23 protein-coding genes are annotated in these 22,015 nt (G+C 38.0%); 19 read left to right on the forward strand and 4 right to left on the reverse strand.

The genetic code is table 11. From position 1 onward, the window contains the following. Positions 1 to 3 precede the first annotated feature (3 nt). Both MKZ14_RS04365 and MKZ14_RS04370 read left to right on the forward strand, forming a co-directional pair. The gene (locus MKZ14_RS04365; RefSeq protein WP_016992780.1) at positions 4 to 450 is read left to right on the forward strand and encodes a YlbF family regulator; all 447 of its coding nucleotides are present in this window, start codon (positions 4 to 6) and stop codon (positions 448 to 450) included. Between the two features lie 107 nt (positions 451 to 557). Further along, positions 558 to 1,610, forward strand: a complete 1,053-nt coding sequence (locus tag MKZ14_RS04370) for a tartrate dehydrogenase (RefSeq protein ID WP_333006141.1) — start codon at positions 558 to 560, stop codon at positions 1,608 to 1,610. 90 nt (positions 1,611 to 1,700) lie between these two features. On the opposite strand, the gene MKZ14_RS04375 is transcribed toward MKZ14_RS04370, so the two are convergent. Then, positions 1,701 to 2,612 carry a glycerophosphodiester phosphodiesterase gene (locus tag MKZ14_RS04375; RefSeq protein ID WP_036077092.1) on the reverse strand — a complete coding sequence of 304 codons (912 nt, stop codon included), beginning with the start codon at positions 2,610 to 2,612 and terminating at the stop codon, positions 1,701 to 1,703. Between the two features lie 406 nt (positions 2,613 to 3,018). Here MKZ14_RS04375 and MKZ14_RS04380 point away from each other — a divergent pair, with 406 nt between their 5' ends. Further along, positions 3,019 to 3,291, forward strand: a complete 273-nt coding sequence (locus tag MKZ14_RS04380; RefSeq protein ID WP_004224806.1) for a YlbG family protein — start codon at positions 3,019 to 3,021, stop codon at positions 3,289 to 3,291. Positions 3,292 to 3,293: 2 nt separating this feature from the next. Here the strand turns inward: MKZ14_RS04380 and MKZ14_RS04385 are convergent, their stop codons facing one another. Continuing rightward, complete coding sequence (locus MKZ14_RS04385; RefSeq protein WP_036077099.1) at positions 3,294 to 3,683, reverse strand: hypothetical protein; 390 nt, start codon at positions 3,681 to 3,683, stop codon at positions 3,294 to 3,296. A 56-nt stretch (positions 3,684 to 3,739) separates the two neighbouring features. On the opposite strand from MKZ14_RS04385, the gene MKZ14_RS04390 reads away from it, so the two are divergent. The 3 genes from MKZ14_RS04390 (at position 3,740) to coaD (ending at position 6,292) form a co-directional block, all read left to right on the forward strand. Beyond that, on the forward strand, positions 3,740 to 5,161 hold the full coding sequence (locus MKZ14_RS04390) for a hypothetical protein (protein ID WP_036077102.1): 1,422 nt from the start codon (positions 3,740 to 3,742) through the stop codon (positions 5,159 to 5,161). Between the two features lie 71 nt (positions 5,162 to 5,232). Then, positions 5,233 to 5,799, forward strand: coding sequence for a 16S rRNA (guanine(966)-N(2))-methyltransferase RsmD (gene rsmD, locus MKZ14_RS04395; protein ID WP_036077105.1), 567 nt, complete (start codon positions 5,233 to 5,235; stop codon positions 5,797 to 5,799). Position 5,800: 1 nt separating this feature from the next. Further along, a complete protein-coding gene (coaD, locus tag MKZ14_RS04400) occupies positions 5,801 to 6,292 on the forward strand; it encodes a pantetheine-phosphate adenylyltransferase (RefSeq protein WP_036077107.1) in 492 nt (163 codons plus the stop codon). 58 nt (positions 6,293 to 6,350) lie between these two features. On the opposite strand, the gene MKZ14_RS04405 is transcribed toward coaD, so the two are convergent. Next, positions 6,351 to 7,250, reverse strand: coding sequence for a hypothetical protein (locus MKZ14_RS04405; protein ID WP_258859592.1), 900 nt, complete (start codon positions 7,248 to 7,250; stop codon positions 6,351 to 6,353). A 118-nt stretch (positions 7,251 to 7,368) separates the two neighbouring features. Between MKZ14_RS04405 and MKZ14_RS04410 the strand changes: the two genes are divergently transcribed. Beyond that, on the forward strand, positions 7,369 to 8,415 hold the full coding sequence (locus tag MKZ14_RS04410; RefSeq protein ID WP_258859591.1) for a SepM family pheromone-processing serine protease: 1,047 nt from the start codon (positions 7,369 to 7,371) through the stop codon (positions 8,413 to 8,415). 44 nt (positions 8,416 to 8,459) lie between these two features. Here MKZ14_RS04410 and MKZ14_RS04415 read toward each other — a convergent pair whose 3' ends face one another. After that, positions 8,460 to 9,671, reverse strand: coding sequence for a nucleotidyltransferase (locus tag MKZ14_RS04415; RefSeq protein WP_333006140.1), 1,212 nt, complete (start codon positions 9,669 to 9,671; stop codon positions 8,460 to 8,462). A 167-nt stretch (positions 9,672 to 9,838) separates the two neighbouring features. Between MKZ14_RS04415 and MKZ14_RS04420 the strand changes: the two genes are divergently transcribed. From MKZ14_RS04420 to MKZ14_RS04475, 12 genes are all read left to right on the forward strand, one after another. Further along, positions 9,839 to 10,372, forward strand: a complete 534-nt coding sequence (locus MKZ14_RS04420) for a YceD family protein (protein ID WP_004224818.1) — start codon at positions 9,839 to 9,841, stop codon at positions 10,370 to 10,372. A 24-nt stretch (positions 10,373 to 10,396) separates the two neighbouring features. Then, complete coding sequence (rpmF, locus tag MKZ14_RS04425; protein ID WP_004224819.1) at positions 10,397 to 10,570, forward strand: 50S ribosomal protein L32; 174 nt, start codon at positions 10,397 to 10,399, stop codon at positions 10,568 to 10,570. Positions 10,571 to 10,733: 163 nt separating this feature from the next. Next, positions 10,734 to 11,501: an enoyl-CoA hydratase/isomerase family protein gene (locus MKZ14_RS04430; RefSeq protein WP_333006132.1), complete on the forward strand. Its 768-nt coding sequence runs from the start codon at positions 10,734 to 10,736 to the stop codon at positions 11,499 to 11,501. Between the two features lie 110 nt (positions 11,502 to 11,611). Continuing rightward, positions 11,612 to 11,989 (forward strand): transcriptional regulator, encoded by a 378-nt coding sequence (locus MKZ14_RS04435; protein ID WP_333006130.1) that lies wholly within the window; start codon positions 11,612 to 11,614, stop codon positions 11,987 to 11,989. Between the two features lie 357 nt (positions 11,990 to 12,346). Next, the gene (locus tag MKZ14_RS04440; RefSeq protein WP_312125009.1) at positions 12,347 to 13,267 is read left to right on the forward strand and encodes a 2-dehydropantoate 2-reductase; all 921 of its coding nucleotides are present in this window, start codon (positions 12,347 to 12,349) and stop codon (positions 13,265 to 13,267) included. After that, the gene (locus MKZ14_RS04445; protein WP_221679721.1) at positions 13,264 to 13,659 is read left to right on the forward strand and encodes a DUF3397 domain-containing protein; all 396 of its coding nucleotides are present in this window, start codon (positions 13,264 to 13,266) and stop codon (positions 13,657 to 13,659) included. Before MKZ14_RS04440 ends, MKZ14_RS04445 begins: the two co-directional genes overlap by 4 nt. A 414-nt stretch (positions 13,660 to 14,073) precedes the next feature. Further along, on the forward strand, positions 14,074 to 15,690 hold the full coding sequence (bshC, locus tag MKZ14_RS04450) for a bacillithiol biosynthesis cysteine-adding enzyme BshC (RefSeq protein WP_339280639.1): 1,617 nt from the start codon (positions 14,074 to 14,076) through the stop codon (positions 15,688 to 15,690). Between the two features lie 254 nt (positions 15,691 to 15,944). Continuing rightward, positions 15,945 to 16,376, forward strand: coding sequence for a division/cell wall cluster transcriptional repressor MraZ (mraZ, locus tag MKZ14_RS04455; protein ID WP_004224832.1), 432 nt, complete (start codon positions 15,945 to 15,947; stop codon positions 16,374 to 16,376). A 62-nt stretch (positions 16,377 to 16,438) separates the two neighbouring features. Then, on the forward strand, positions 16,439 to 17,389 hold the full coding sequence (gene rsmH, locus MKZ14_RS04460) for a 16S rRNA (cytosine(1402)-N(4))-methyltransferase RsmH (protein WP_112117457.1): 951 nt from the start codon (positions 16,439 to 16,441) through the stop codon (positions 17,387 to 17,389). Further along, positions 17,390 to 17,761, forward strand: coding sequence for a cell division protein FtsL (ftsL, locus tag MKZ14_RS04465; protein ID WP_004224836.1), 372 nt, complete (start codon positions 17,390 to 17,392; stop codon positions 17,759 to 17,761). Further along, positions 17,758 to 19,980: a penicillin-binding protein gene (locus MKZ14_RS04470; RefSeq protein WP_048394667.1), complete on the forward strand. Its 2,223-nt coding sequence runs from the start codon at positions 17,758 to 17,760 to the stop codon at positions 19,978 to 19,980. The genes ftsL and MKZ14_RS04470 overlap by 4 nt, the downstream gene beginning before the upstream one ends. A gap of 57 nt (positions 19,981 to 20,037) precedes the next feature. After that, positions 20,038 to 21,954 (forward strand): stage V sporulation protein D, encoded by a 1,917-nt coding sequence (locus tag MKZ14_RS04475; RefSeq protein ID WP_048394665.1) that lies wholly within the window; start codon positions 20,038 to 20,040, stop codon positions 21,952 to 21,954. The last annotated feature ends 61 nt before the right edge of the window (positions 21,955 to 22,015 follow it).

Here is a 22,015-nt window from a genome sequence, read left to right on the forward strand (position 1 = left end):
AAAATGATGATGACCTCTGACTGGGTAATCATTTTGGATGAGGCGGAAGCGCTTTGTGAGATGATTCTTTCCTCAGAACCTGCGATGGCGCTACAACAAGCTTATGAAGCAGTATATAGTGATGCACAAATTGTTGAAGCTATATATGCATTTAATCGCATGAAAGAGCAGTACGAAGATGTACAACGTTTCGGTAAATATCATCCGGACTACCATACAATTATGAAGTCGATTCGCCAACAGAAAAGGGCCCTTGACTTAAATGAGAAAGTTTCGGCCTTGAAAATTGCTGAAAACGATTTCCAGGATTTACTTGATGAGATTAGCTTATTAATAGGAAAAACAGTCTCTGAAGCGGTAAAAGTTCCTGTTAGTAATCCATTCTTTGCATCTAGTTCATCTTGCGGAGGTGGATGCGGCTCAGGCGGTTCATGCTCTTGCTCAGCGTAAATCGGATGTGTATATAACATATCTCTTCTAGACTGTAGACAACTCGAAGGCAACAACTGAGTTAGTTTACAGTCTTTTTTATCATTAAATTGAAGGAGGAAGCATGAATGAAAACATATCGTATCGCTGTGATACCTGGGGATGGAATAGGAAAAGAGGTTGTGCCAGCTGCAATAAAAGTTCTAGATCAGGCAGCGTTATTAGATGGTCGCTTTCAATTTGAATGGACAACTTTTCCCTGGGGCTGTGAATACTATTTAGAGACAGGGAAAATGATGCCTGATAATGGCATTGAGCTGTTAAAACAGTATGATCAAATTTTTTTAGGTGCAGTCGGAATGCCTAACTTGGTTCCAGATCATGTATCATTATGGGGTCTGCTCATTAAAATTCGACGTGAGCTACAGCAATCTATTAATGTGCGACCAGCAAAGCTTCTACAAGGGCTACCATCACCTTTACGACAACCAAATGGCTTTGATTTTATTGTTGTAAGGGAAAATTCCGAAGGGGAATATGCGGAAAGCGGAGGAAGAATACATAGTGGTCAAGATGAAGTAGCAATCCAAAATGCTGTTTTTACAAGAAAGGGAACAGAACGGGCGATGCGCTATGCATTTGAACTAGCCAAAACACGTAATGGACATGTGACTAGTGCTACAAAATCAAATGGGATTACATATAGCATGCCTTTTTGGGATGAAGTGTTTGCTCAAGTAGGAAAAGAATATGAAGAGATAGGTCAAGCATCTAATCATATTGACGCTCTAGCGGCATTTTTAGTGATGAAACCAGAAAACTTTGATGTTATCGTAGCATCGAATTTATTTGGGGATATTTTGACAGATCTAGGAGGTGCCATTATGGGAAGCATCGGTATTGCACCTGCAGCAAATCTAAACATTGAAGGGCAATATCCATCAATGTTTGAGCCTGTCCATGGTTCTGCACCAGATATAGCTGGTCAAGGAATCGCCAATCCTATTGGACAAATTTGGACAGGTAAGATGATGCTCGATTTCCTTGGTTATCAAGATATGGGAATAAGGATATTAGATGCTATTGAGCAAACATTAGCGCAGGATATAAAAACGCCTGATTTGGGTGGAACTGCCACACTACAAGAAGTAACTGATGCAATCATAAACTATTTAACATAACGTTTAATGATATGGAAAGTAATAATGGGTCTAACATTTAAATGAAAGGGAAGCACATTCGTTCAGTGTGCTTCCCTTTTATGTCTTGACTTATTTAGATTCTTGAGCTTGTAATAACTCAACAGCAATATCAGGACGATCGGTAATAATGCCCTTTGCCCCATTATGGAGTAATTTTTTCATCGTATCTATGTCATTGATTGTCCAATAGTGGACTGGAATATTGAGGTTATTTAAAAACTGAATAAATTTAGGAGAATCTAATGCAATAACCCCTGACTTTGGAGGAATTTGAAAAACATCCACTTTAGGGTGATATAAATGTCCAAACTGACTTGAGAAGGAAGCAAATGCTTTTCTTACATCTGATTCACCTGCACCAAGTGCTACTTGATTTTGCGCATATAAATTAAAGCGATCTATTTGCTCACCATAAAAGCTTGTCACAACGACACGATGTTCAGCTTGAAGCTCTTCAATTAAGCGCCAAAGTTTAGAAGGCATTAGACTCCCTTCGTAAGTATCAGGAGCATCTTTGATATCAATGTTGATTAGCATGTTGGGATAGGTTTCAAGCAACTCTCGTAAAGTGACGACATCTAATTTATCCTCTCGATATAGGAAATTTCCTTCTAAATCTTCAAATTGGTAGCCGTGGTTTAAGGCATTGATTTCTGCCAACGTCATATCTGCAATAAGCCCATAGCCGTCCGTTGTACGTTCAACTGTCTCGTCATGGAAAACAATAATTTCCTCATCTTTCGTTAGGCGAATGTCGATTTCAAAGCCATCAACACCTAGCTGTGCAGCTTTTTCAAATGCAACCATTGTATGTTCTGGTGCTAAAAGAGCTCCGCCACGATGTGCAAGAATTATGGGGCGTTCGAATTGTAATGCTTGTTTACCTTCGCGTTGCTGTGGTTTTGAAATAGCTTTACTGCCTGCCCAAGCTGCTGCACTTGCTGCTGCAATTGCAAGCGCAATTTTTGTTTTCTTACCCATATTCGTCCTCCTTAACAATTATCCTCATATAAAAAGTAGTAGTGAATTCATTGTTTAATCAATAGTAGTAAGTACAGGTGTCCTACTATTAAATGAGTTACTAGTATAAGTGAATGATGATTTTTTTTATGCCGATTTTTGCCATCCTATTTGAAAAACAATCATTATGGAGATGCAAATGTCTTGTAAAGGGTTCATTTGTGGCATGATCATCTTTCAGCATTCTTCTGTTCCTGTAATGATGCTACAATTGAATTTAATTAAAACCACTGATTCATCTTCACGATGTTCAACGTCGTATGCTTTTCCATTATAACGGAAAATTGAGCGTTCTGTCAGCTAAACTCTGTTGCTATCATTTTCTGGTCTATGGTATTCTTTTATGTAAGAAATGAGGGAATCCAATATGAACGAACGACAAGGGCTAATCGTTTACGTCCATCAATTAAAACATGCGAAGTCACTTCGGAAATATGGTCATGTTCTTTATATTTCTAGAAGGCAAAAATACGTAGTGCTTTACTGCGATCGTGAGGATATTGACATGATGACAACAAAACTACAACGCCTTCCATTTGTGAAAGACGTTGTGGCGTCTTATCGTCCATTTGTAAAAACTGAATATGAAAATGCAAAACCAGATAAAGCAAAGGAATATGACTATAAAGTAGGTCTATAAACTTATGTCAATGCAGGTATATAGTTATTTAGTCTTAATATACCTATTAAGTATTGATAAAATAGTTTTGATTCCGAAAATATAGATGAGTGCTTTATTTCTACAACTACTGCTTTTCGACCGAGTTGTTCTATTTGTGCTTCAAACATTTTTTGTCGCTGTGTTGGCTGTTCTTCATTGTATGGGATGCCCTCTCGACAAATATAAATAGGCATGAACTTACTTTCGCCGACTGGTTTAAGGGCGACAGCTAAAGAAATCACCTTCTTGTCTTCTTTTGTAGATGTTAGTAAAAAGGCTTGATGAAAACGTTCCTGGTTGGTTTTAATAATTTCGAGTAGCTCGTAAACATCACCATAGCCTTCACCTAATTCTATAAATTGTTGTGGCATAATAATTGCACATCCTTTCCAATATTCATAGTATCATGCTGCGGGAGGTCAAGCACATGAAATTTGCATTAAGCTTTTTTTCTATTTTAGCACTAATCATTACAGGAACGGTATTTTTCCAATACCATGCTTATTCATCTGATTTAGAAACAGGCATAGGAGATTTTCATTATTCTCAGGAAATAGAAATTGTCTATCGCGAAAATAGCTTAGATATTCGTCAACATTTTAAAAACCTACCAAATCAAAAGGTGAAAATTAAATGGCCTGAAAAAGCAACAAACGCTAGTTGCTTTATTGAAAATGAAAAAAGCTGTGATCGTTTATCAGATGAAGTCTCTTATTTTGCAAAAGGGGAGACAAAATCACAATCTGTGTCATACATAATTCCAATTGAAGGTGGCTTAAAAAATAAGATGCTCCTTCAAAATGTTTTTGCTACACTAATAAATGGTGAAGCGTCCTATTCAATTGTTTCGATTTCTACAGACAGTAAAGTGAAAGGACAATGGGTTACAGGTTTACCCCTAGTAGGTCAACAACAACTTGTACTTGTCAATTACACAATGTTTAGAGGAAACGGTACTGTTCAAGATTTATATTGGCAAGCTGGGGAGCTTAAAGCGCAAGAGCAAACACCTGTATTATCAATTTATGCACAGCAAGAAGTCCCTAATGATTTTCTGAAATCAGTAGAAAATATACAGCTTCTAAGTGATGAACATATTGCAATTATTCAAGAAAAAAGTCCAGTAGCAGTTCATGACGAAAGATTGTTATTTTTACCAACACTTACTGCACAAGCTGTAGAGCAGGAAGTAATTTTATCACAAATAAAATCACAATATAATTTTGTAGATTCTCCAGAATGGTTGCCTGAGGTTGTGGCATCCTATTTAATAAACGATCCAATTGGTGGAGAAAAAACAAAGAAAATCATCAAGACATTAAATGATTACATGACGGATAGTCAACAACAAGCTTGGCAGGAAACATTGAAAAAGCTTGGAGATGAATCGATTTCACCAGATACAATGGACAAGTACTTATCACAGGTATTAGATGCCAAAACATCTTATTTTGCCTTAAATGCAGCTCAGCAAAATGGAACCTATCCACTTTTATTTGAGGATGCACGTGATATCTATGTGGATGATACGTTGAAAGAAGATGTTCATGTTATTCTATATGATGGACAGGTGTTATATACGGCAGATACATTATTGCCTTACCTTGGCTACTCGGCTGAGGAAGGAAAGAATGGCTATTATGTAAATAGTGAGCATCGGACATTCCGCTTTCCGAAAGAGCCTGGATTTTATGTATTCAACCAACGTAGATATTCATCAATCTCTGAACCAATTATTAAGATTGCTGATCATTATTATGTAGAAGAAGCTTGGTTACAGCGATTATTCCAAGTTGAACTGCAAAAAAAGGATGAGCGTATTCAAATATTAACACAAGAGCAACAATAACTTTTGCAGCGGAGGGCCAACCTTTCGCTGCAAAATACTTTATATAGACGAAAGCACGGTGAGATATTGATATGAGAGTTGTAGCAGGAGAGCGCAAAGGAATGCCGCTTAAAGCAATAGCAGGAAATACGACAAGGCCTACAACTGACAAAGTAAAGGAATCCATTTTTAATATAATTGGGCCGTTTTTTGATGGAGGTTTCGCGCTAGATCTGTTTGCTGGAAGCGGTGGCTTGGGGATTGAATCATTAAGCAGAGGGGCGGAGCGTGCCGTTTTTATTGAGAAAGATCCTAAAGCATTCCAGGTGCTACAAGAAAATATAAAAAAATGCCGTTATGAAGAATATACAGAGCTTTTTCGTATAGATGCAAAACGCGCTGTGAAAGCGCTATTAAAACGTGACATTACGTTTAAACTCGTTTTTTTAGATCCACCATACCATCAGCAGGAATATTATGACCTCGTACAGATTTTGGTCGATAACAGTAAAATACAACAAGATGGTATTATTTTATGTGAACATGCAAAAGAGGTACAATTACCTCAAAATTTTGGGGAATTTGTTTTAACAAGACAAGAAACATATGGCGGAACAATTATTTCTGTTTATCGCTGTACAGAGGAAGAGGGAGAATAAGTTGTCTGAAAAAATTGCTGTAGTTCCTGGAAGTTTTGACCCTGTAACATTCGGCCATTTAGATATAATTAAACGTGCGGCGGATGTGTTTGATATCGTATATGTAGCAGTATTAAACAATTCAGCAAAGAATCCTTTGTTTTCTGTAGAGGAACGTATGGCTTTGATGGCTGAAGTGACAAACACCTTACCTAATGTTCGTATAGAGAGTTCTTCAGGCTTATTGATTGATTATGCTAAGGAAAAAAAGGCGAAGGCAATTGTTCGTGGCTTACGAGCAGTGTCAGATTTTGAATATGAGATGCAAATTACATCGATGAACCGTTTCCTGGATGAAACAATCGAAACATTTTTCATCATGACGAAAAATCAATATTCATTCCTAAGTTCTAGTATAGTAAAAGAGGTTGCGAAATACGGTAGTGATGTTAACGAGCTAGTCCCTACATGTGTCGTAAAGGCTTTAAAAGAAAAATATGGTTTTGCACAATAAGGATGCAGAGGATGTCAAAAGAACAACGACATCCTCTTTTTAATATTTAGAGCGATTGTTATTTTAGAAAAAATAGAGCATAAATAGTGGGTACAATGATTATGCTAAGGAGGCGGAATTTAATATAAGGTCGTACAGAAAGTTTTGCAGATTTGGCGATAACAAAAATTTGTAAGTGAATACTTATACTTTGCATCGTTAACAAAATCACAACAAGTAAATGGATATACGGAAGATCTGGAAATGCTGTAACTGTCATTTTAAGACCGTTCGTTACCTCCAGAACAGCTGCTATGGAAAGCTCAAGCGTATAGGGAAGCTTTGGTATCAGCTGATCTAAGCCTTGTTGTACGATGGTTTGAATCGTTGTGAAAAAGATGATGGTTGTACCAACTAGCAGAATTGTTGGGGCTGTTTCTTTAATACTTTCCGAAAATGGAGCACTATAGAGTGGTGTGTTGTGTACGGAGATATTAGGTGAATCAGTTTTGCGAAAGAAAAAGTAGCCAGTTACTAGGCAACAAATATTAAACGTATGTAGTAAACATAAAAACAACCATCCAAATGTATTATTGTGTAGTAAATCAAGACTTACAAAACCTAATACAAAAAGTGGACTGGGGGCATGACAAACAGCTAGCAAAAAATTTGCCTCTTTAGGGTGTAGTTGACCACTATTTTTCAAATAAACAATAGTGGTTGCGCCAGTTGGATAGCCTCCAAGAGCACTAATAATGTAGGCTTGTACGTATAAAGAAGCCCTTTTAGTTTTGGTACGCATAGGGGCTGTTAAACGCAGAAGCCATTGTGTTAACACAAGATACGGCAATAAGTACGGAAAAAGTGCTTCCATGAAAAGATTTAAGCCTAAATCAGTACCACTGTGAGCGGTTTGTGGGAATAACAAGAGTAAGAGAATTAGAATTACGCAGAGCACTATTTGAATTGTAGCAAACATGTTATCATCTCGTTTCAACTTTTTGTCATTCACATAGGCAAATGCTAAAATCAATATATGTGAGAAAGGCAAAAACATGAACGTATGGTTTTGCAAGCGTCCTAGGAGGTGTTTTCAAGTGAAGAAAAAAATTAGTATTTATGCAGTGTTAATAGTCGTGATTTGTTTTATGATGTTATACCGACTAGACGCGTATATTATGAAACCTGGAAGTGCCTATGATGTCAGTAAATTCGTTACTGTGGATAGTAAAGAGGCAGATAGTGAGGGGTCTTTAAGTTTAATGACAGTTGCTATGCAGCAAGCCACACCATTTTCGTATTTGTGGGCGAAAGTTCAAAAATATCAAAAGCTAATGGATATTGAGCAAGTACGAAATCCTTTAGAGGATGATGAGGAATATAATATTCGACAGTTAAAGTTAATGTCTGATTCACAATTTAATGCCAAATATGTAGCCTTCCAAAGAGCAGGACTAGAGACAAAGGTTCTTTTTAATGGTGTATTCATATTAAATGTATTAGACGGAGGAGCTTCTGACGGTATTTTAAAAGCTGGTGATGAAATTATCGAGGTTGATGGTCAAAGAATAACTAGCCAGCAAATGCTTGTGGATCTATTAAAACCTAAGCAGCTTGGCGATAAAGTAACCATTCAATTTATACGTAATGAAGAACAACATCAGGAGACTATTACACTACAGGAAATTCCAAACGCCCAAGAACATAGAGCGGGTTTAGGTATTTCCTATACAGAAAGCAAATCAATTGAAACGAATCCGAAAGTGACGATGAAAACAGAGGATATTGGGGGACCTTCTGCTGGACTGATGTTTACACTTGAAATATTAGACCAACTGCTTGATGAAGATTTAACAAAAGGTTATGCAATTGCTGGTACAGGTGAAATGCTAATAGATGGATCGGTTGGCAGAATTGGTGGAATAGATTATAAGGTTATTGCCGCTGATCGTGACGGTATGGAAATCTTTTTTGCACCAGATGATGAAATCACTCAAGAAATGAAAGCGAAGTATCCAGAGCTAGAATCGAATTATGCAACTGCTGTCAAAACGGCCAAAGAGATTAAAACAAAAATGAAAATCGTTCCCGTGAAAAGCGTTGACGATGCTATCAATTATTTAAAGCAACTTCAACCAAAATAATGTAAAGGGATGCTAAGAGGACTTTAGCATCCCTTTTGATGTCTTTAGCAACGAATAGGTGGTGTTTGATAATCCCTTGGCAGCGTAAGCCCCTTTGTTCCTTGCTCGATACTTAAATTATAAAGCTCTGCTGCATGAATATCGATAGCTAACATCGCATCATTTGTAGCTGCAACTCGACTGATTAAGGGTAATTCTATATTCTTTTTTTGCTGACCTAAATAAGCTTGTCCTGTCGAACTCATACCCAATAGCCGAATAAAAGAGGGTGCGTTAAAACTTTGAAGCTGCTTTTTGGTAAACCCTGTATAGATATGTGTTATCATCCGTTGAAGGCGGGTCCAAGTATAACGCTTAGATTTTATTTTTTCCATAAAGCTATAAAATGTAGAGCTGTTTTTTGCTGCTTTTACAATTGCGTTTTCTATGCCCTCTGTTACTTCTGCATAACGAGTAAGTTCTGAAGGGGTATGTCTTATAATGGTGAACTGTAATAACGGCCAAAAGGTTTCCCAGCTTGCAAATTGGTTATACTTTGTATGCCAGTCTGTTAAATAATCAAAAGTAGCAGTAGGAACAACATTTTGTACACTTTGTAAAGAATTTGTAGAGGCAAGGGCTTTACGTATGCCAGTGGCACTGGCGATCGATGCATCTTCCTTTAATGCATCATGATATCCTGCTGCAACGCGAGGAATTGTTAATGGTTTAATGTTGCTGTTAAGTGCCCTTGCTGCTTCAAGATAATGAAAACCCAATATATTATTTGGTTGTGCAAGATCGATGTATGGAGCAGGGTACATCTGAGAAAGCTGTTCATAGGCGTAATGTAGGCTTTTTGGGTAGCTTGCACCTGTTTTAAGGCTGTCTTTAATGAACTGGTCATATTCTGTACGGTGGCTGTCAATCAGCTCAAAAGTGTTTTGAAAGGGCTGAATAGAGCCGTCTTCACTTCCAAAGGCAAAAGAGTTGCAACCAACAGCACTTAATAAGGAAATGGCTCCTTTTGCGAAGTCTGTGGCAGGTGCTGTACTATAGACATAAGGCAGTTCAATAACAATATCTACACCGCCAGAAAGTGCCATTTTCGTACGTGTCCATTTATCTACCATGGCAGGTTCTCCACGTTGTAAAAATGTGCCGCTCATAACAGCGATTACGAGATCTGCCTGTGCTGCTTTTTTAGCCTGTTCTAAATGATAAGCATGTCCGTTGTGAAAAGGATTATATTCAACAACAATTCCAACTGCTTGCATGCTTCTCCCCCTTATAATTTGTGTCTTTATTTTAAACTGTTAGGAGTAAATACACTTCTCATAGTATATAATTATAGGTGGGTTTTAAAGTGGTGACAAGAAATTATCTTGACATCTATTTTTACACATTATATAATCAACAGTGTTGTCTCGAGGTGATTAAACGAATGAAATGGTCAATTCATCAATTATCTAAATACCGCCAAAACGGGATGCCAATCGATGCCTTTGTCCAGCTGGACGAAGTGATGGAGCGAAACCAGGATATTCGAGCAATTTCGCCCGTTCATGTAAAAGGGCTATGTACTTTTGGTGCATCGCAAATGACATGTCAGTTAACTGTGACAGCAACGTTAACACTACCATGTGCTCGCACATGGGAGGATGTTGAGTTTCCAATTGAAGTTGAGACAGTTGAAATTTTTAGCTGGATTGACGAAGATAAACGAGGAGACGATGACGGAGACATTCACTATATTGACGGTGAAGTCATCGACATGAAACCAGTTCTTGAGGAATTAGTTTTGCTTGAGGTACCAATGCAAGTGTTCAAGGAAGATTCTGAAGGACAAGTGCATGGTGGTAAAAACTGGTCTTATGCAACAGATGAAGACGTAGAGCTACACAAAAAAGCTGACGAACAAAAAGTGGATCCAAGACTAGCTGCTTTAGCTAAGTATTTTGATCAAACAGACGAATAGACGATCTGTAAGGAGGTGCCATCAATGGCTGTACCATTTAGAAGAACTTCTAAAACTGCAAAAAGAAAGCGTCGTACGCATTTCAAATTATCTGTACCTGGTATGGTAACTTGCCCTAACTGTGGTGAGGCTAAATTATCACACCGTGTTTGCAAAGCTTGCGGACAATACAAAGGTAAAGAAGTAGTAAGCAAATAATACAGTGTTTGCTCACTTAAAAGGCTAGTAGAGAGACCATGGCTCTTTACTAGCCTTTTTGTTTGCTTGAAAAGACGGAATATTTCGTTGATTATGAAGTTCTTTACAATAGTGAAATAATTGTGTGATACAATTTATTCATTGCGACAAAGGGGGTAGTAATATGTCTTATACAATTGACAATCATGATGGCATTATGACGTTTACCATTAACCGAGAAGAGAAACGGAATGCGGTCAATGATGAAGTGATGAACGGTCTTCAAGAAGTCATTACATATATTCGTGGGCACGAAGATGTGCGTTTCTTAGTAGTGACTGGTGCTGGCGATAAATCGTTTTGCTCAGGAGGGGATTTATCTGAGTTTCATTCATTAGAAACAGAAGATGAGGCATTTGGTATGTTAAGTAAGATGGGGAAAATATTATATGAACTTGCAACACTGCCGGTGCCGACTATTGCTCTTATAAATGGTACTGCTGTTGGAGGTGGTTGTGAGATTGCTACAGCCTGTGATTTTCGTCTAGTGGCAAGTCATGCGAAGTGTGGCTTTATTCAAGGGACCTTAGCGATTACAAGTGGTTGGGGTGGTGGTACATACTTATTTGAGCGGGGATTACGCCATGATCGTGCGATGAAGATGCTTGTAGATGCAAAGCCATATCCCGCACAGCTATTATATGAGATAGGGTGGGCTATGCGTGTTTTTGAAGGCTCGAAAGAAGAAGCGTTGGATGATTTTATTGAACATATGCGTAAAATCCATCCTTCTGTTCATAAGGCGTATAAAGAAATTGAACTTCGGAAGTGGCGTGAACGCAATATGTATGAGCGTGTAATGGAGGAAGTTCGGACATGTGCAAAGTTGTGGGAAAGTGACGCGCACCACCAAGCAGTTAATAATTTCTTGACAAAGAATAATAATAAGTAATGTATAGAGGCAGTGATAAGAGGAAATCAAGATCACTGTCTTTTTTCATGCAATGATTCTATTTTGCTCGTTACTGCATATAGTAGTAAAAAATGCGAGGGTGATAGATTATGGAATTGAAAAAAAGAAAAGATCAATGGACAAAGGAAGACGATGAAAGACTAGCAGAGATTGTCTTGCATAATGTGCAAAATGGTAAAACGCAGCTAGAAGCCTTTGAAATGGCGGCTGCAGAACTAGGTCGTACAAAACAAGCATGTGGTTTCCGCTGGAATAAAACATTACGTGGTCAATATAGTCAGTCGCTATTAGCTGTGCGAAATCAGCCCCAACAATCTATGCGAAGTCATTTGAAATTAGCGTTGACAAGTTTTGACGAATTAACGGAGGCTTATCAAACGCTTGAAATGAAGCATCGTGAATTGCAAAATGAGCATGATAAGCTAGTGAAATGGCTTCAGCAAGGTTATTCATTAATGAAAGATTAAAATTATGCTTACGTGGCTTTTGGAACATGAATTACATTGCTTTTCTTTTATGGACATAAAACCCTTTCTGTATATCGTCAATAATCAGTCTATCCTGTATAATAAAAGAACCTGCGTAGAAGGTGCCTTAGATGTATTCTAAGGCACCTTATTCTTATAGTTTTATGAATGTATTATTCAGAGGTGAAGCATCAGATGGGTGTTTTAGAAGTCTACTGATATAAGGGCATGCAAAAAAGTGCGTAACCCTCTTTGATGGTGTGAATAATATCGTGTTGCTTCAAAGTATCCCAGAGTGTTTCAATTTTTTTGAACAATCCAGATGTAAAGACCTCGAGGTAACATTGATCAGTAAAGATGGAAAGGGTGGAGACAATGAAAGTAGCGATAATTGGGGCAGGGGCGGTTGGTCAATTAACAGCAAGCTTTTTAGCGGAGTCTGGTGTACCGGTAACGTTGGTTGCCAGAAGGCAGGAACAAGTAAATGAACTAAATGCCAAGAAGTTAACACGTATCAACGTTGATGGGACTAAAACTGTGCAAAGGATTGTTGCTACTACGGATTTGGCTAATCTCCCGAAGCAAGATTTACTAGTGATTGCTGTTAAATATGGACATTTGCAAAAGCTCTACAATCAATTATCCTTATTCTCAAGTGATATGCCGTTGCTTTTTATGCAAAACGGCTTAGCGCATTTTGAGGAGGCGCTACTCTTGCCACAAAAAAATATCGCCTTTGGTTCAGTGACCTTTGGAGCTCAATTGTTGGACCAATCAACGGTTCAGCATAGAGGAGTAGGACTATGTAAAATAGCGATAGAACGAGGAGAACACCAGGCTTTTCAACAGCTACTACAATTACAACATTCCTCATTTCCTATTGAATTGGCTAGTAATGCAGAGCAAATGCTTTTTGCAAAAGCGGTACTTAATAGCTTAATTAATCCATTGACAGCTGTATTGCAAGTAAAGAACGGAGAGTTAGTGACTAATCAACAAGCATTTATACTGCTAGAGAATATTTATCGAGAGCTTACGGAAGCTTTTGAAGAGATTGAACACACCATATCTTTTAGTGATGTGATAGACTTATGTAGGAAAACGGCCAACAATACTTCATCTATGCTAGCAGATCGTCTGCAGGGGAGAAAAAGTGAAATCGAAACAATTGTTGGTGTCATTCTAAATAAAGCTTTAGCAAACGGTCATAATTTACCTACTTTGCGTACTTTATATCATCAAGTGCTTGCAATAGAGGAGAGCGGTGAAAGAAGTTGAAAGACCTTTTACATATAGTTATTAGTATTATAATTTTTTGTCCAATTGTTCTTTTCATCATTGTTTATCTGGTTGGCAGGAAAGTTAAAATTCGTGGCACACATGCTTTTGGAGCAGCCTCTGATGTTACGACATTGTGCTTGTTTTTTTCTGTTCCATTAGCTATCGGTGTGCTTTGGCGTGTGAATGTTGGGGCGCTTTTGGTGATACTCGCGATAATGATGGCCATGATTTTTACATATATTGATTGGCGGACAAAAAAGGAAATAGAAGTAAAGCCGTTATTAAAGAAAATTTGGCGTTTTTTATTCTTAATACTTAGTACAGCTTATCTAGTGATATGTATCGTGGGTGTTATTCAATCCATTATGGAATATTTACAGGTTGTCTAAGCATTTTCTTTTCATGTTGAAGCTTTAAGCGTTAAAATAATAGCATTAAAATAGTTATAAAAATCATTCTATGGGGATGAGAATATTGATTGCATTCATAAACCTTCGTAACTAGTTCAGTGACATGGACGAAGTGAACCAGCACATGTTTTTTGTACCAAAAGCAAAGTTGGATATAGAAAATCCTACTTGAGGGAGATCGATGCTTTTTAATGAGTTTGAAATGTCTGCTGAAACATTGTCAAAAAGTGTTTGATGATACACTGTTACCTCAAAGCCGCTAGATCGCGGATTTTTTTTGAGCTATTTGAACGTCAAGGCGACATTGGAAGCCTCATGTGCATAGTATGAATGAAATTCAATTTCTTGTTATGAGTAAGGAAATGATTTAGTGAGTAGAGGAGTTTATGTTAAATGAAACTGGAGTCAATCCAAGTACCTATAAAAAATCATGTACTAGCAGATTACTGGTCGCCAAATACTGCCATTCATCAATTTTTTGAGTATGAATACAATGATCAAGCTTTTGAGAAAAGAGCGGAGCATTTAGCGCGAAATTCCCGTGATCAAAAAGAGTTAACAACAATCATCCGTCAATTTATGGAGCCGCTGGGGTTATCCAAAAAAACGAATGAACATTTAGAACAACTAGAGCAAGGAGCTATGGTAATAGTTGGTGGACAACAAGCAGGTATCTTAACAGGCCCTCTTTACTCCGTTCATAAAGCTATTTCAGTTATTGCATTAGCGAAAGAGCAAAGTACGAAGCTTCAACAGCCTGTTATTCCTGTTTTCTGGATAGCTGGAGAAGATCATGACTTAGAAGAAATCAATCACACCTATACGGTACATGGGGAATTGCTGAAAAAAAGAGCTTATGGGGAGCGCTCTAGACGTAAAACGATGGCTTCTGCAACAGCCCTCAACAAAGAGTTGATGACGCAATTAATTAATACAATTATTCGTGATATTGGAGAAACAGAGTATACAGAAACGCTGATTAAGCAACTAGTTGACGCATTGAACAATAGTGAAACATTTACAGATTTCTTTGCCTGTCTAATGAATCAATTATTCAAAGAGGAAGGCTTATTATTAATCGATGCCGCTAACTTTGAATTCCGTCAATTTGAACATAAATATTTTGCTCAAATCATTCAATCCAATGTAGAAATTGCTAGAGTAGTAACGGAAAAGGAGCAAGAGCTTGAACGTGCTGGCTATGGTAAGCCTATTTTAGCAACATATGAAGCAGCCAATTTATTTTACGTAGAAGATGGGGAGCGACATCTTTTAGAAAGAAAAAATGATCTGTTTGTTAATTTAGCGGCAAACCTTAAATTTACACAAGAAGAGCTATTAGAAGTGGCGCATAATCATCCTGAACGTTTAAGTAATAACGTAGTAACTCGCCCATTGATGCAGGAGATGACATTGCCAGTATTAGCGTTTGTTGGAGGTCCAGGAGAGCTAGCTTATTGGGCGACACTGAAAAATGCATTTTCAGTGTTAGATTTACAAATGCCGATTTTTGCTCCGCGCCTACATATAACTATTGTCACTCGTCATGTAGAGCAATTATTACGCGAGCATCAACTAACTGTTACTGACGTATGGGAAGGGAAAGCATTACACCTGAAAGAACGTTTTATTGCAGATGTACAGGACAGTGAAGCCAAACGCCAAATTCAAGCTATGCAGCAGTTGTTAGTAGAAAAATATGAAGAGCTAGCCTCCTATTTAGAGAAACAGCATCTGCAATTAGATAAGATTCTTGAGAAAAATCAAGAAAATCATGCGAAGCAATTTGACTATCTACAGCAAAAAATAGAACAAACTGTATTAGGTAAGCATGAAACGACGATTCGTAAATTTATGACATTGCAAAATGAATTATATCCGAATGATGGTTTCCAAGAGAGATCCTTTAATCCGTATCAATATTTCAATGAGTTTGGACCTATGTTAATTACTGAAATGCTGAAGCAAAATTATAGCATCGGTAAACACCACTATTTACTTTATTTATAAAATTAATAAACAGATACTTTTTACCTAAGTAGTAATTTGATATCCTGTGAATTTGATGAATAATGTCGAGATAAATAGTATTTAAAGAGCTATCCTACCAGGGGTGGCTCTTTTTTTGTATCATTTAGCACATGTCAAAAAAATTCCTAAAGGTCTAATTGCATATTAAGTGATAAAATGTCAAGTTTTTTTTAAAAAAAGTGGAGGAAAGTGGGGGGATGTGGTACATTATTTAATAAAGTGGGGTGAGTAGTATGTTCATGGGAGAATATCAACACTCCGTTGATGCGAAAGGGCGATTAATCGTACCGGCAAAATTTCGTGAAGCTTTAGGCGAAACGTTTGTTGTCACAAGAGGTCTCGATAACTGTCTATTTGGCTATCCTATGAATGAATGGCGAAAACTCGAAGAGAAATTAAAAGGTTTACCAATGACCAAAAAAGATACACGAGCATTTGCGAGGTTTTTCTTTTCTGGAGCAACAGAGGTAGAGATAGACAAGCAGGGGCGTATCAACATCCCAGCTACCCTTATGCAGCATGCGCATCTAGTAAAAGAATGTGTGGTGTTGGGTGTTTCAAATCGAATCGAGATTTGGGCTAAGGATGCTTGGGAAGCTTACTTTAGTGAATCTGAACAATCTTTTAATGAAATTGCAGAAAATATGATTGGCTTTGATTTTTAACTTGTAATAGGCATTACAACGTGATAGTTGAATGAGGTTAAGGCCTGAGAGGAGCGAGTGGTATGTTCGATCATACAACCGTGTTATTAAAAGAAACTGTTGATGGGTTGAACATAGATCCTGATGGTGTATATGTGGACTGTACACTAGGTGGTGCGGGACACAGTGAATATCTAGTACAACAATTATCAGATAAAGGCCGCTTAATTTGTTTTGATCAAGATATGACGGCTATTGAAAATGCGAAAATTCGATTAGCACCTTATTTAGAGCGTGTTACATTTATCCATTCGAATTTCCGTTACTTAAAAGAAGAACTATTAGCTCATGGCATTAAGCAGGTTGATGGTATTTTATATGACTTAGGCGTATCTTCTCCACAATTAGATACACCTGAGAGAGGCTTTAGTTATCACCACGATGCACCACTTGATATGCGTATGGATCAAACTGCAACACTGACAGCATCAGATGTTGTTAATCAATGGGCATACGAAGATCTTGTTCGTATATTTTTCCGTTATGGAGAAGAAAAGTTTTCTAAACAAGTTGCCCGTAAAATTGAAGAGGCTCGAAAAACAGCACCGATTGAAACAACTGGTCAACTTGTAGAATTAATTAAAGAGGGTATTCCAGCAGCGGCACGCCGAAAAGGTGGACATCCGGCAAAGCGCATTTTCCAAGCAATAAGAATTGCTGTTAATGATGAGCTAGGCGCAGCAGAGGATTCATTAGTCGATGCGATTGATATGATTAACGTAGGGGGGCGCATTAGTGTCATTACGTTCCATTCATTGGAGGACCGCCTATGCAAGACAATCTTTAAGGAAGCGTCATCATTACCGGAATTACCGCCAAATTTACCTGTAATTCCTGATGACATGAAGCCAACTTTAAAGCTTATTACACGAAAGCCTATTATTCCTTCTGATGAAGAATTGGCAGTTAATAATCGTGCGCGTTCAGCGAAGCTTAGAGTGGTGGAGAAAATTAACGACAAAGGGCGTGAGTAAATGGCAGCAGTTCGTGTAAGGCAACAGCACCAACATCAACAAGTGCAACAACCGATAACACCACCTAGTCCACAACCCACTATCATACGTCGTAAAAAAACGAACCAGAAGTTTGAAAAGACAATGCTAATTGTTTTAATTGGCATTATTGCTGTACTAGGAATTCTTGTATTAAATAAACAAGCAGCGATTCAAACAACAAGTATAGACATTCAAAAAATCGAATCAGAAGCAGAAGAGATTGCGAAACAGAATGTTGACTTAACGGTTCGTGTAAGTGAACTTTCTACATACGAAAACATATGGAAAAAAGCTAAAGAACTCGGTTTAACTCAAAATGAGAAAAATGTAAAGGTAGTGCCGGGAGAATGAAAAAAAAGAGATTTCGATTCCAATGGGGAGCCTTTCTATTATTAATTTTTTATGGAGGGCTCTTTTTTCTATTATTCACAAGAATGGTGACATTACAGGCTACAGGTGAAGTGGAAGGACAAGAGCTTGCAGCGAGAGCAGCAGCTAAGTATGGTAAGGAAAGTGTAATTACAGCTAATCGTGGGAAGATTTATGATCAAAATGGTCAAGTAATTGCAGAGGATACATTGAGTTATCGCATGATTGCCATTGTAAGCGAAAAGGCTACAACAGATCCAAAGAATCCTCGTCATGTAGTGGATTCGGAGAAAACGGCAAAAGTACTAGCGAAATATATTCCAGCGATGAAGGAAAAGGAAGACGAGATTGTTAAAAAATTGAACAATCGATATAGAAGTGATGGTGAACCTTTATATCAAGTTGAGTTTGGTAGCGCAGGCCGTGGCATTAGTCACGAGGTCATGAGTAAAATAAAGGAAGAAAAATTACCAGGAATTCTCTTTGTGAGTGACTTAAAACGGTATTATCCAAATGGTGTATTTGCCTCTCATTTAATTGGCTATGCTCTCAAAAAAGATAATGAAGATGGCACGGTTACAACCAAGGGAGAAATGGGTCTAGAATATACGTATGATAAAGAATTAACAGGCGTTAATGGCAAGGTGGAATATGAGACAGATGCTTTCCGCTATTTGCTTCCAAACAGTGAGAAAATGATTACACCTGCAAAAAATGGGGACGACATTTATTTAACACTTGATAAAACAATCCAAAGCTTCTTAGAGGAAGCAATGACAAAGGTTGAACAGGAATATAATCCTGAGTCGATGACCGCGGTAGTAGCAGATCCGAAGACTGGAAAGATTTTAGCAATGTCACAGCGTCCTACATTTAACCCAGAAACACGTGAAAGTCAAAATATGAAGTGGCTGAATGAGGTGATTGAGGAAACAATTGAGCCTGGCTCGACGATGAAAACTTTCACGCTTGCTTCAGCTATCGATACGGGAAAATGGACACCGAATGATTGGTTTATGTCAGGTTCATATACAGTATTTGACCGTACGATTCGAGATCACAATAGATATGGTTGGGGTCCAATCACTTATTTAGAAGGTTTTCAACGCTCTGCCAATACTGGTATGGCCCATTTATTAACTAAGATTGGCGATGACGTATTTATTGATTATCTAGACCGCTTTGGTTTTGGGCACAAAACGGGAATTGATTTACCGAATGAAGCAGCGGGTACTATTTTATCGAAGTACCCTATTCAACGAGTAACAACAACTTACGGCCAAGGTTCAACAGTAACACCTATTCAGTTAATCCAAGCGATGACTGCTATTGCGAATGATGGCAAGATGATGCAACCGTATGTTATCGACCGTATTGTTGATTCTTCTACAGGGAAAATTATTCAAAATCATGAGCCTGTTGAAAAAGGACAGCCGATTAAAGCTGATACAGCGAAACAAGTACGAGAAATCCTAGCTTCAACATTAACATCAAAACATGGGACAGCGAAGGATTTTATATTGGAGGATTATGAGGTTGCAGGGAAAACGGGGACTGCCCAAATTCCGAAAGCTAGTGGTGGATATCTTTCAAACCAATACCTTTATTCATTTTTAGGTTTGGCTCCTGTAGATGATCCACAGCTAATTGTATATGTCTCAGTGAAAAAACCTAAGCTGAACAATGAGCTTGGATCTGTACCAGTATCAAAAGTCTTTAATCCAGTTATGTTAAATAGCTTAAAGCACCTTAATATCAACCCAGACGATGTTCAACATGTCAATAAAGTCAGTATTCAGGACTTTACAGGTCAAAGTGCTGAAGCGGTTGAAGTAGAATTAGCCAATGATGGTTTACAACCAATTGTTGTTGGTAGTGGTGGTAAAATTATTGAACAATATCCAACGAACACTCAAAAGCTGGTAAAAGGTAGTTTTGTATTTTTAAAGACAGATGGCGAGGTAACATTGCCTGACTTTACGAATTGGTCATTACGTAATTTACTAGTCTTCAAATCTATGACTGGACTAGAGATGGAAATATTCGGCGAAGGTTTTGTAGCAAGTCAAAGCGTTTCAGCTGGAACCGTCATCACTGATAGTTCCCCGATTGTTGTTAAGCTCAAAACACCTGCTGAAAGCTTTGTACAAGACGTTGAAGCTGCCTCTGAGGGTGAAGTTGAAGAAGTAGAGGATGAATAATACTGAATAGAAGTCCACTTTATTTCATACGTTGTAAAAAACAAGGTGTGATGTCGAATGAAGTGGATTTCTATCCATTCTAAAAAGCGTTTACGTATTTTATATGTGTTGTTTATGTGTGTAGCAGTGGCAATTGTTGTTAGGTTGTTCTTTTTGCAAGTGTTAGATCAAAAAGAATTGACTACTAAGGCAGAGGAGAACTGGGACAGGGAAATTCCATTTGCGAATGAACGAGGGCATATAACAGATCGAGATGGAGAGAGTATTGTAACTAATAAGCTAGCGCCTACTTTATATTTCATGCCTTCACAAAGTGATGATATTGAAGGAGCTGCTGAAAAAATTGCCCAGGTTCTAGAAGTGGATAAAGCGAAGCTATTAGAGAAAATGCAAAAAAAAGCGTACTTAGTGAAACTAGCACCTGAAGGCAAAAATATACCTTATGAAAAAGCAGTAGAATTACAAGGCATGCAAATTGAAGGATTGTATAGTGGTGTTGATTATTCTAGGGATTATCCTTATGGCACGCTATTATCTCGATTTTTAGGTTTTACGGGGTATGATGCCCAAGGATTAGCTGGGATTGAATATGAATATGATAAATTTCTGCAGGCTAATTCTTCTGCTATCCGTCTCTTTACAGATGCAAAAGGTAATAATTTACCTAATGTTTCAAGTGCTTGGAAAGCAGGAGAAGATGGTGCTACGATCGAGCTAACAATTGACGTTGATGTACAGCAAGTCGTAGAGCGCGAAATATCGCAAGCAATGAAGCGCTATGAAGCTGACCAAGCACTAGCGATTGCGATGAATCCAAACACTGGCGAAATTTTGGCATTAGCCTCTTATCCTACTTTCCACCCAGCGGAATATCAATTAGTAGAGCCAGCCATCTACAATCGAAATTTACCTGTATGGATGACGTATGAGCCCGGTTCTACTTTTAAAATTATTACCCTTAGTGCTGCGTTGGAAGAAAACTTAGTGGATTTGGAGCATGAAACCTTTTATGATCCAGGTTATACGATGGTGGCGGGAGCAAAGCTTCGCTGTTGGAAACGTGAAGGACATGGGCATGAAACCTTTTTAGAGGTGGTTGAGAACTCCTGTAACCCAGGCTTTATAGAATTAGGTCAGCGTCTAGGCAATGAGCGACTACTACAATATATTAAAGACTTTGGTTTTGGAAAAAAGACAGGGTCTAATATAGCTGGTGAAGCATCGGGTATTTTATTTTCTAAGGATGCCTTTGGTCCTGTTGAGCAGGCCACCACTTCATTTGGGCAAGGGGTAGCCGTGACACCTATTCAACAAGTTCAAGCAGTAGCTGCTGCCATAAATGGAGGCAAGCTTTATACGCCATATGTTGTGAAAAAGGTATTTAATCCAAATACAGGTGAAGTCATACAAGAAACGCAACCAGTTGTTAAAAATCAGGTAATTCGTGAAGAAACCTCTGCTAAGGTTCGTGGTGCTTTGGAATCAGTAGTAGCGAATGGTTCAGGTCGACAAGCCTTTCGAGATGGACTGCGAATTGGTGGTAAAACTGGAACAGCGCAAAAAGTTGAAAATGGCCGTTATAAAAGTGGAGAATACATCGTATCCTTTATTGGCTTTGCACCAGCAGACAATCCGCAAATTGTTGTCTATGTAGCTGTTGACAATCCGAAAAAGACAACCCAGTTTGGTGGTGTTGTAGCAGCACCTATAGTGGGGCAAATTATTGAGGATGTTGCGCCTTTTGTAGGTATTGAAAAATCGAAGGAACAACTGGAAAAGGATTATCGTTATGGTGACCCAATTACTGTGAAGGTACCGAATTTTATTGGTCAAACAAAGGATGATATTGCCAAGCAATTTTATCCATTCCGTATTGAATGGCATGGAGAAGGGACTAAAATTGGTAATCAATTACCTGAAGTGGATAGTGTTATCAAACAAGATGGTACCATTCATTTATATTTGGAGAACTAAAATAACTTTACCTTTAAAAAATGGGAAAGAACCACTATTATTATGAAGGGTAGTAATAATA

This window comes from Lysinibacillus sp. FSL P2-0066 (assembly GCF_037969495.1).
In the GTDB taxonomy this organism is placed as follows: domain Bacteria; phylum Bacillota; class Bacilli; order Bacillales_A; family Planococcaceae; genus Lysinibacillus; species Lysinibacillus boronitolerans.

Bases quoted from the DNA above. Each gene is read 5' to 3' on its own strand.
- rsmD (WP_036077105.1), top strand. From the start codon at position 5,233: ATGAGAGTTGTAGCAGGAGAGCGCAAAGGAATGCCGCTTAAAGCAATA.
- MKZ14_RS04380 (WP_004224806.1), top strand. From the start codon at position 3,019: ATGAACGAACGACAAGGGCTAATCGTTTACGTCCATCAATTAAAACAT.
- MKZ14_RS04365 (WP_016992780.1), top strand. From the start codon at position 4: ATGATGATGACCTCTGACTGGGTAATCATTTTGGATGAGGCGGAAGCG.
- rsmH (WP_112117457.1), top strand. From the start codon at position 16,439: ATGTTCGATCATACAACCGTGTTATTAAAAGAAACTGTTGATGGGTTG.
- MKZ14_RS04405 (WP_258859592.1), bottom strand. From the start codon at position 7,250: ATGTTTGCTACAATTCAAATAGTGCTCTGCGTAATTCTAATTCTCTTA.
- mraZ (WP_004224832.1), top strand. From the start codon at position 15,945: ATGTTCATGGGAGAATATCAACACTCCGTTGATGCGAAAGGGCGATTA.
- MKZ14_RS04390 (WP_036077102.1), top strand. From the start codon at position 3,740: ATGAAATTTGCATTAAGCTTTTTTTCTATTTTAGCACTAATCATTACA.
- MKZ14_RS04415 (WP_333006140.1), bottom strand. From the start codon at position 9,671: ATGCAAGCAGTTGGAATTGTTGTTGAATATAATCCTTTTCACAACGGA.
- MKZ14_RS04430 (WP_333006132.1), top strand. From the start codon at position 10,734: ATGTCTTATACAATTGACAATCATGATGGCATTATGACGTTTACCATT.
- MKZ14_RS04375 (WP_036077092.1), bottom strand. From the start codon at position 2,612: ATGGGTAAGAAAACAAAAATTGCGCTTGCAATTGCAGCAGCAAGTGCA.
- MKZ14_RS04420 (WP_004224818.1), top strand. From the start codon at position 9,839: ATGAAATGGTCAATTCATCAATTATCTAAATACCGCCAAAACGGGATG.
- MKZ14_RS04435 (WP_333006130.1), top strand. From the start codon at position 11,612: ATGGAATTGAAAAAAAGAAAAGATCAATGGACAAAGGAAGACGATGAA.
- MKZ14_RS04475 (WP_048394665.1), top strand. From the start codon at position 20,038: ATGAAGTGGATTTCTATCCATTCTAAAAAGCGTTTACGTATTTTATAT.
- MKZ14_RS04470 (WP_048394667.1), top strand. From the start codon at position 17,758: ATGAAAAAAAAGAGATTTCGATTCCAATGGGGAGCCTTTCTATTATTA.
- MKZ14_RS04370 (WP_333006141.1), top strand. From the start codon at position 558: ATGAAAACATATCGTATCGCTGTGATACCTGGGGATGGAATAGGAAAA.
- bshC (WP_339280639.1), top strand. From the start codon at position 14,074: ATGAAACTGGAGTCAATCCAAGTACCTATAAAAAATCATGTACTAGCA.
- MKZ14_RS04440 (WP_312125009.1), top strand. From the start codon at position 12,347: ATGGAAAGGGTGGAGACAATGAAAGTAGCGATAATTGGGGCAGGGGCG.
- rpmF (WP_004224819.1), top strand. From the start codon at position 10,397: ATGGCTGTACCATTTAGAAGAACTTCTAAAACTGCAAAAAGAAAGCGT.
- MKZ14_RS04385 (WP_036077099.1), bottom strand. From the start codon at position 3,683: ATGCCACAACAATTTATAGAATTAGGTGAAGGCTATGGTGATGTTTAC.
- ftsL (WP_004224836.1), top strand. From the start codon at position 17,390: ATGGCAGCAGTTCGTGTAAGGCAACAGCACCAACATCAACAAGTGCAA.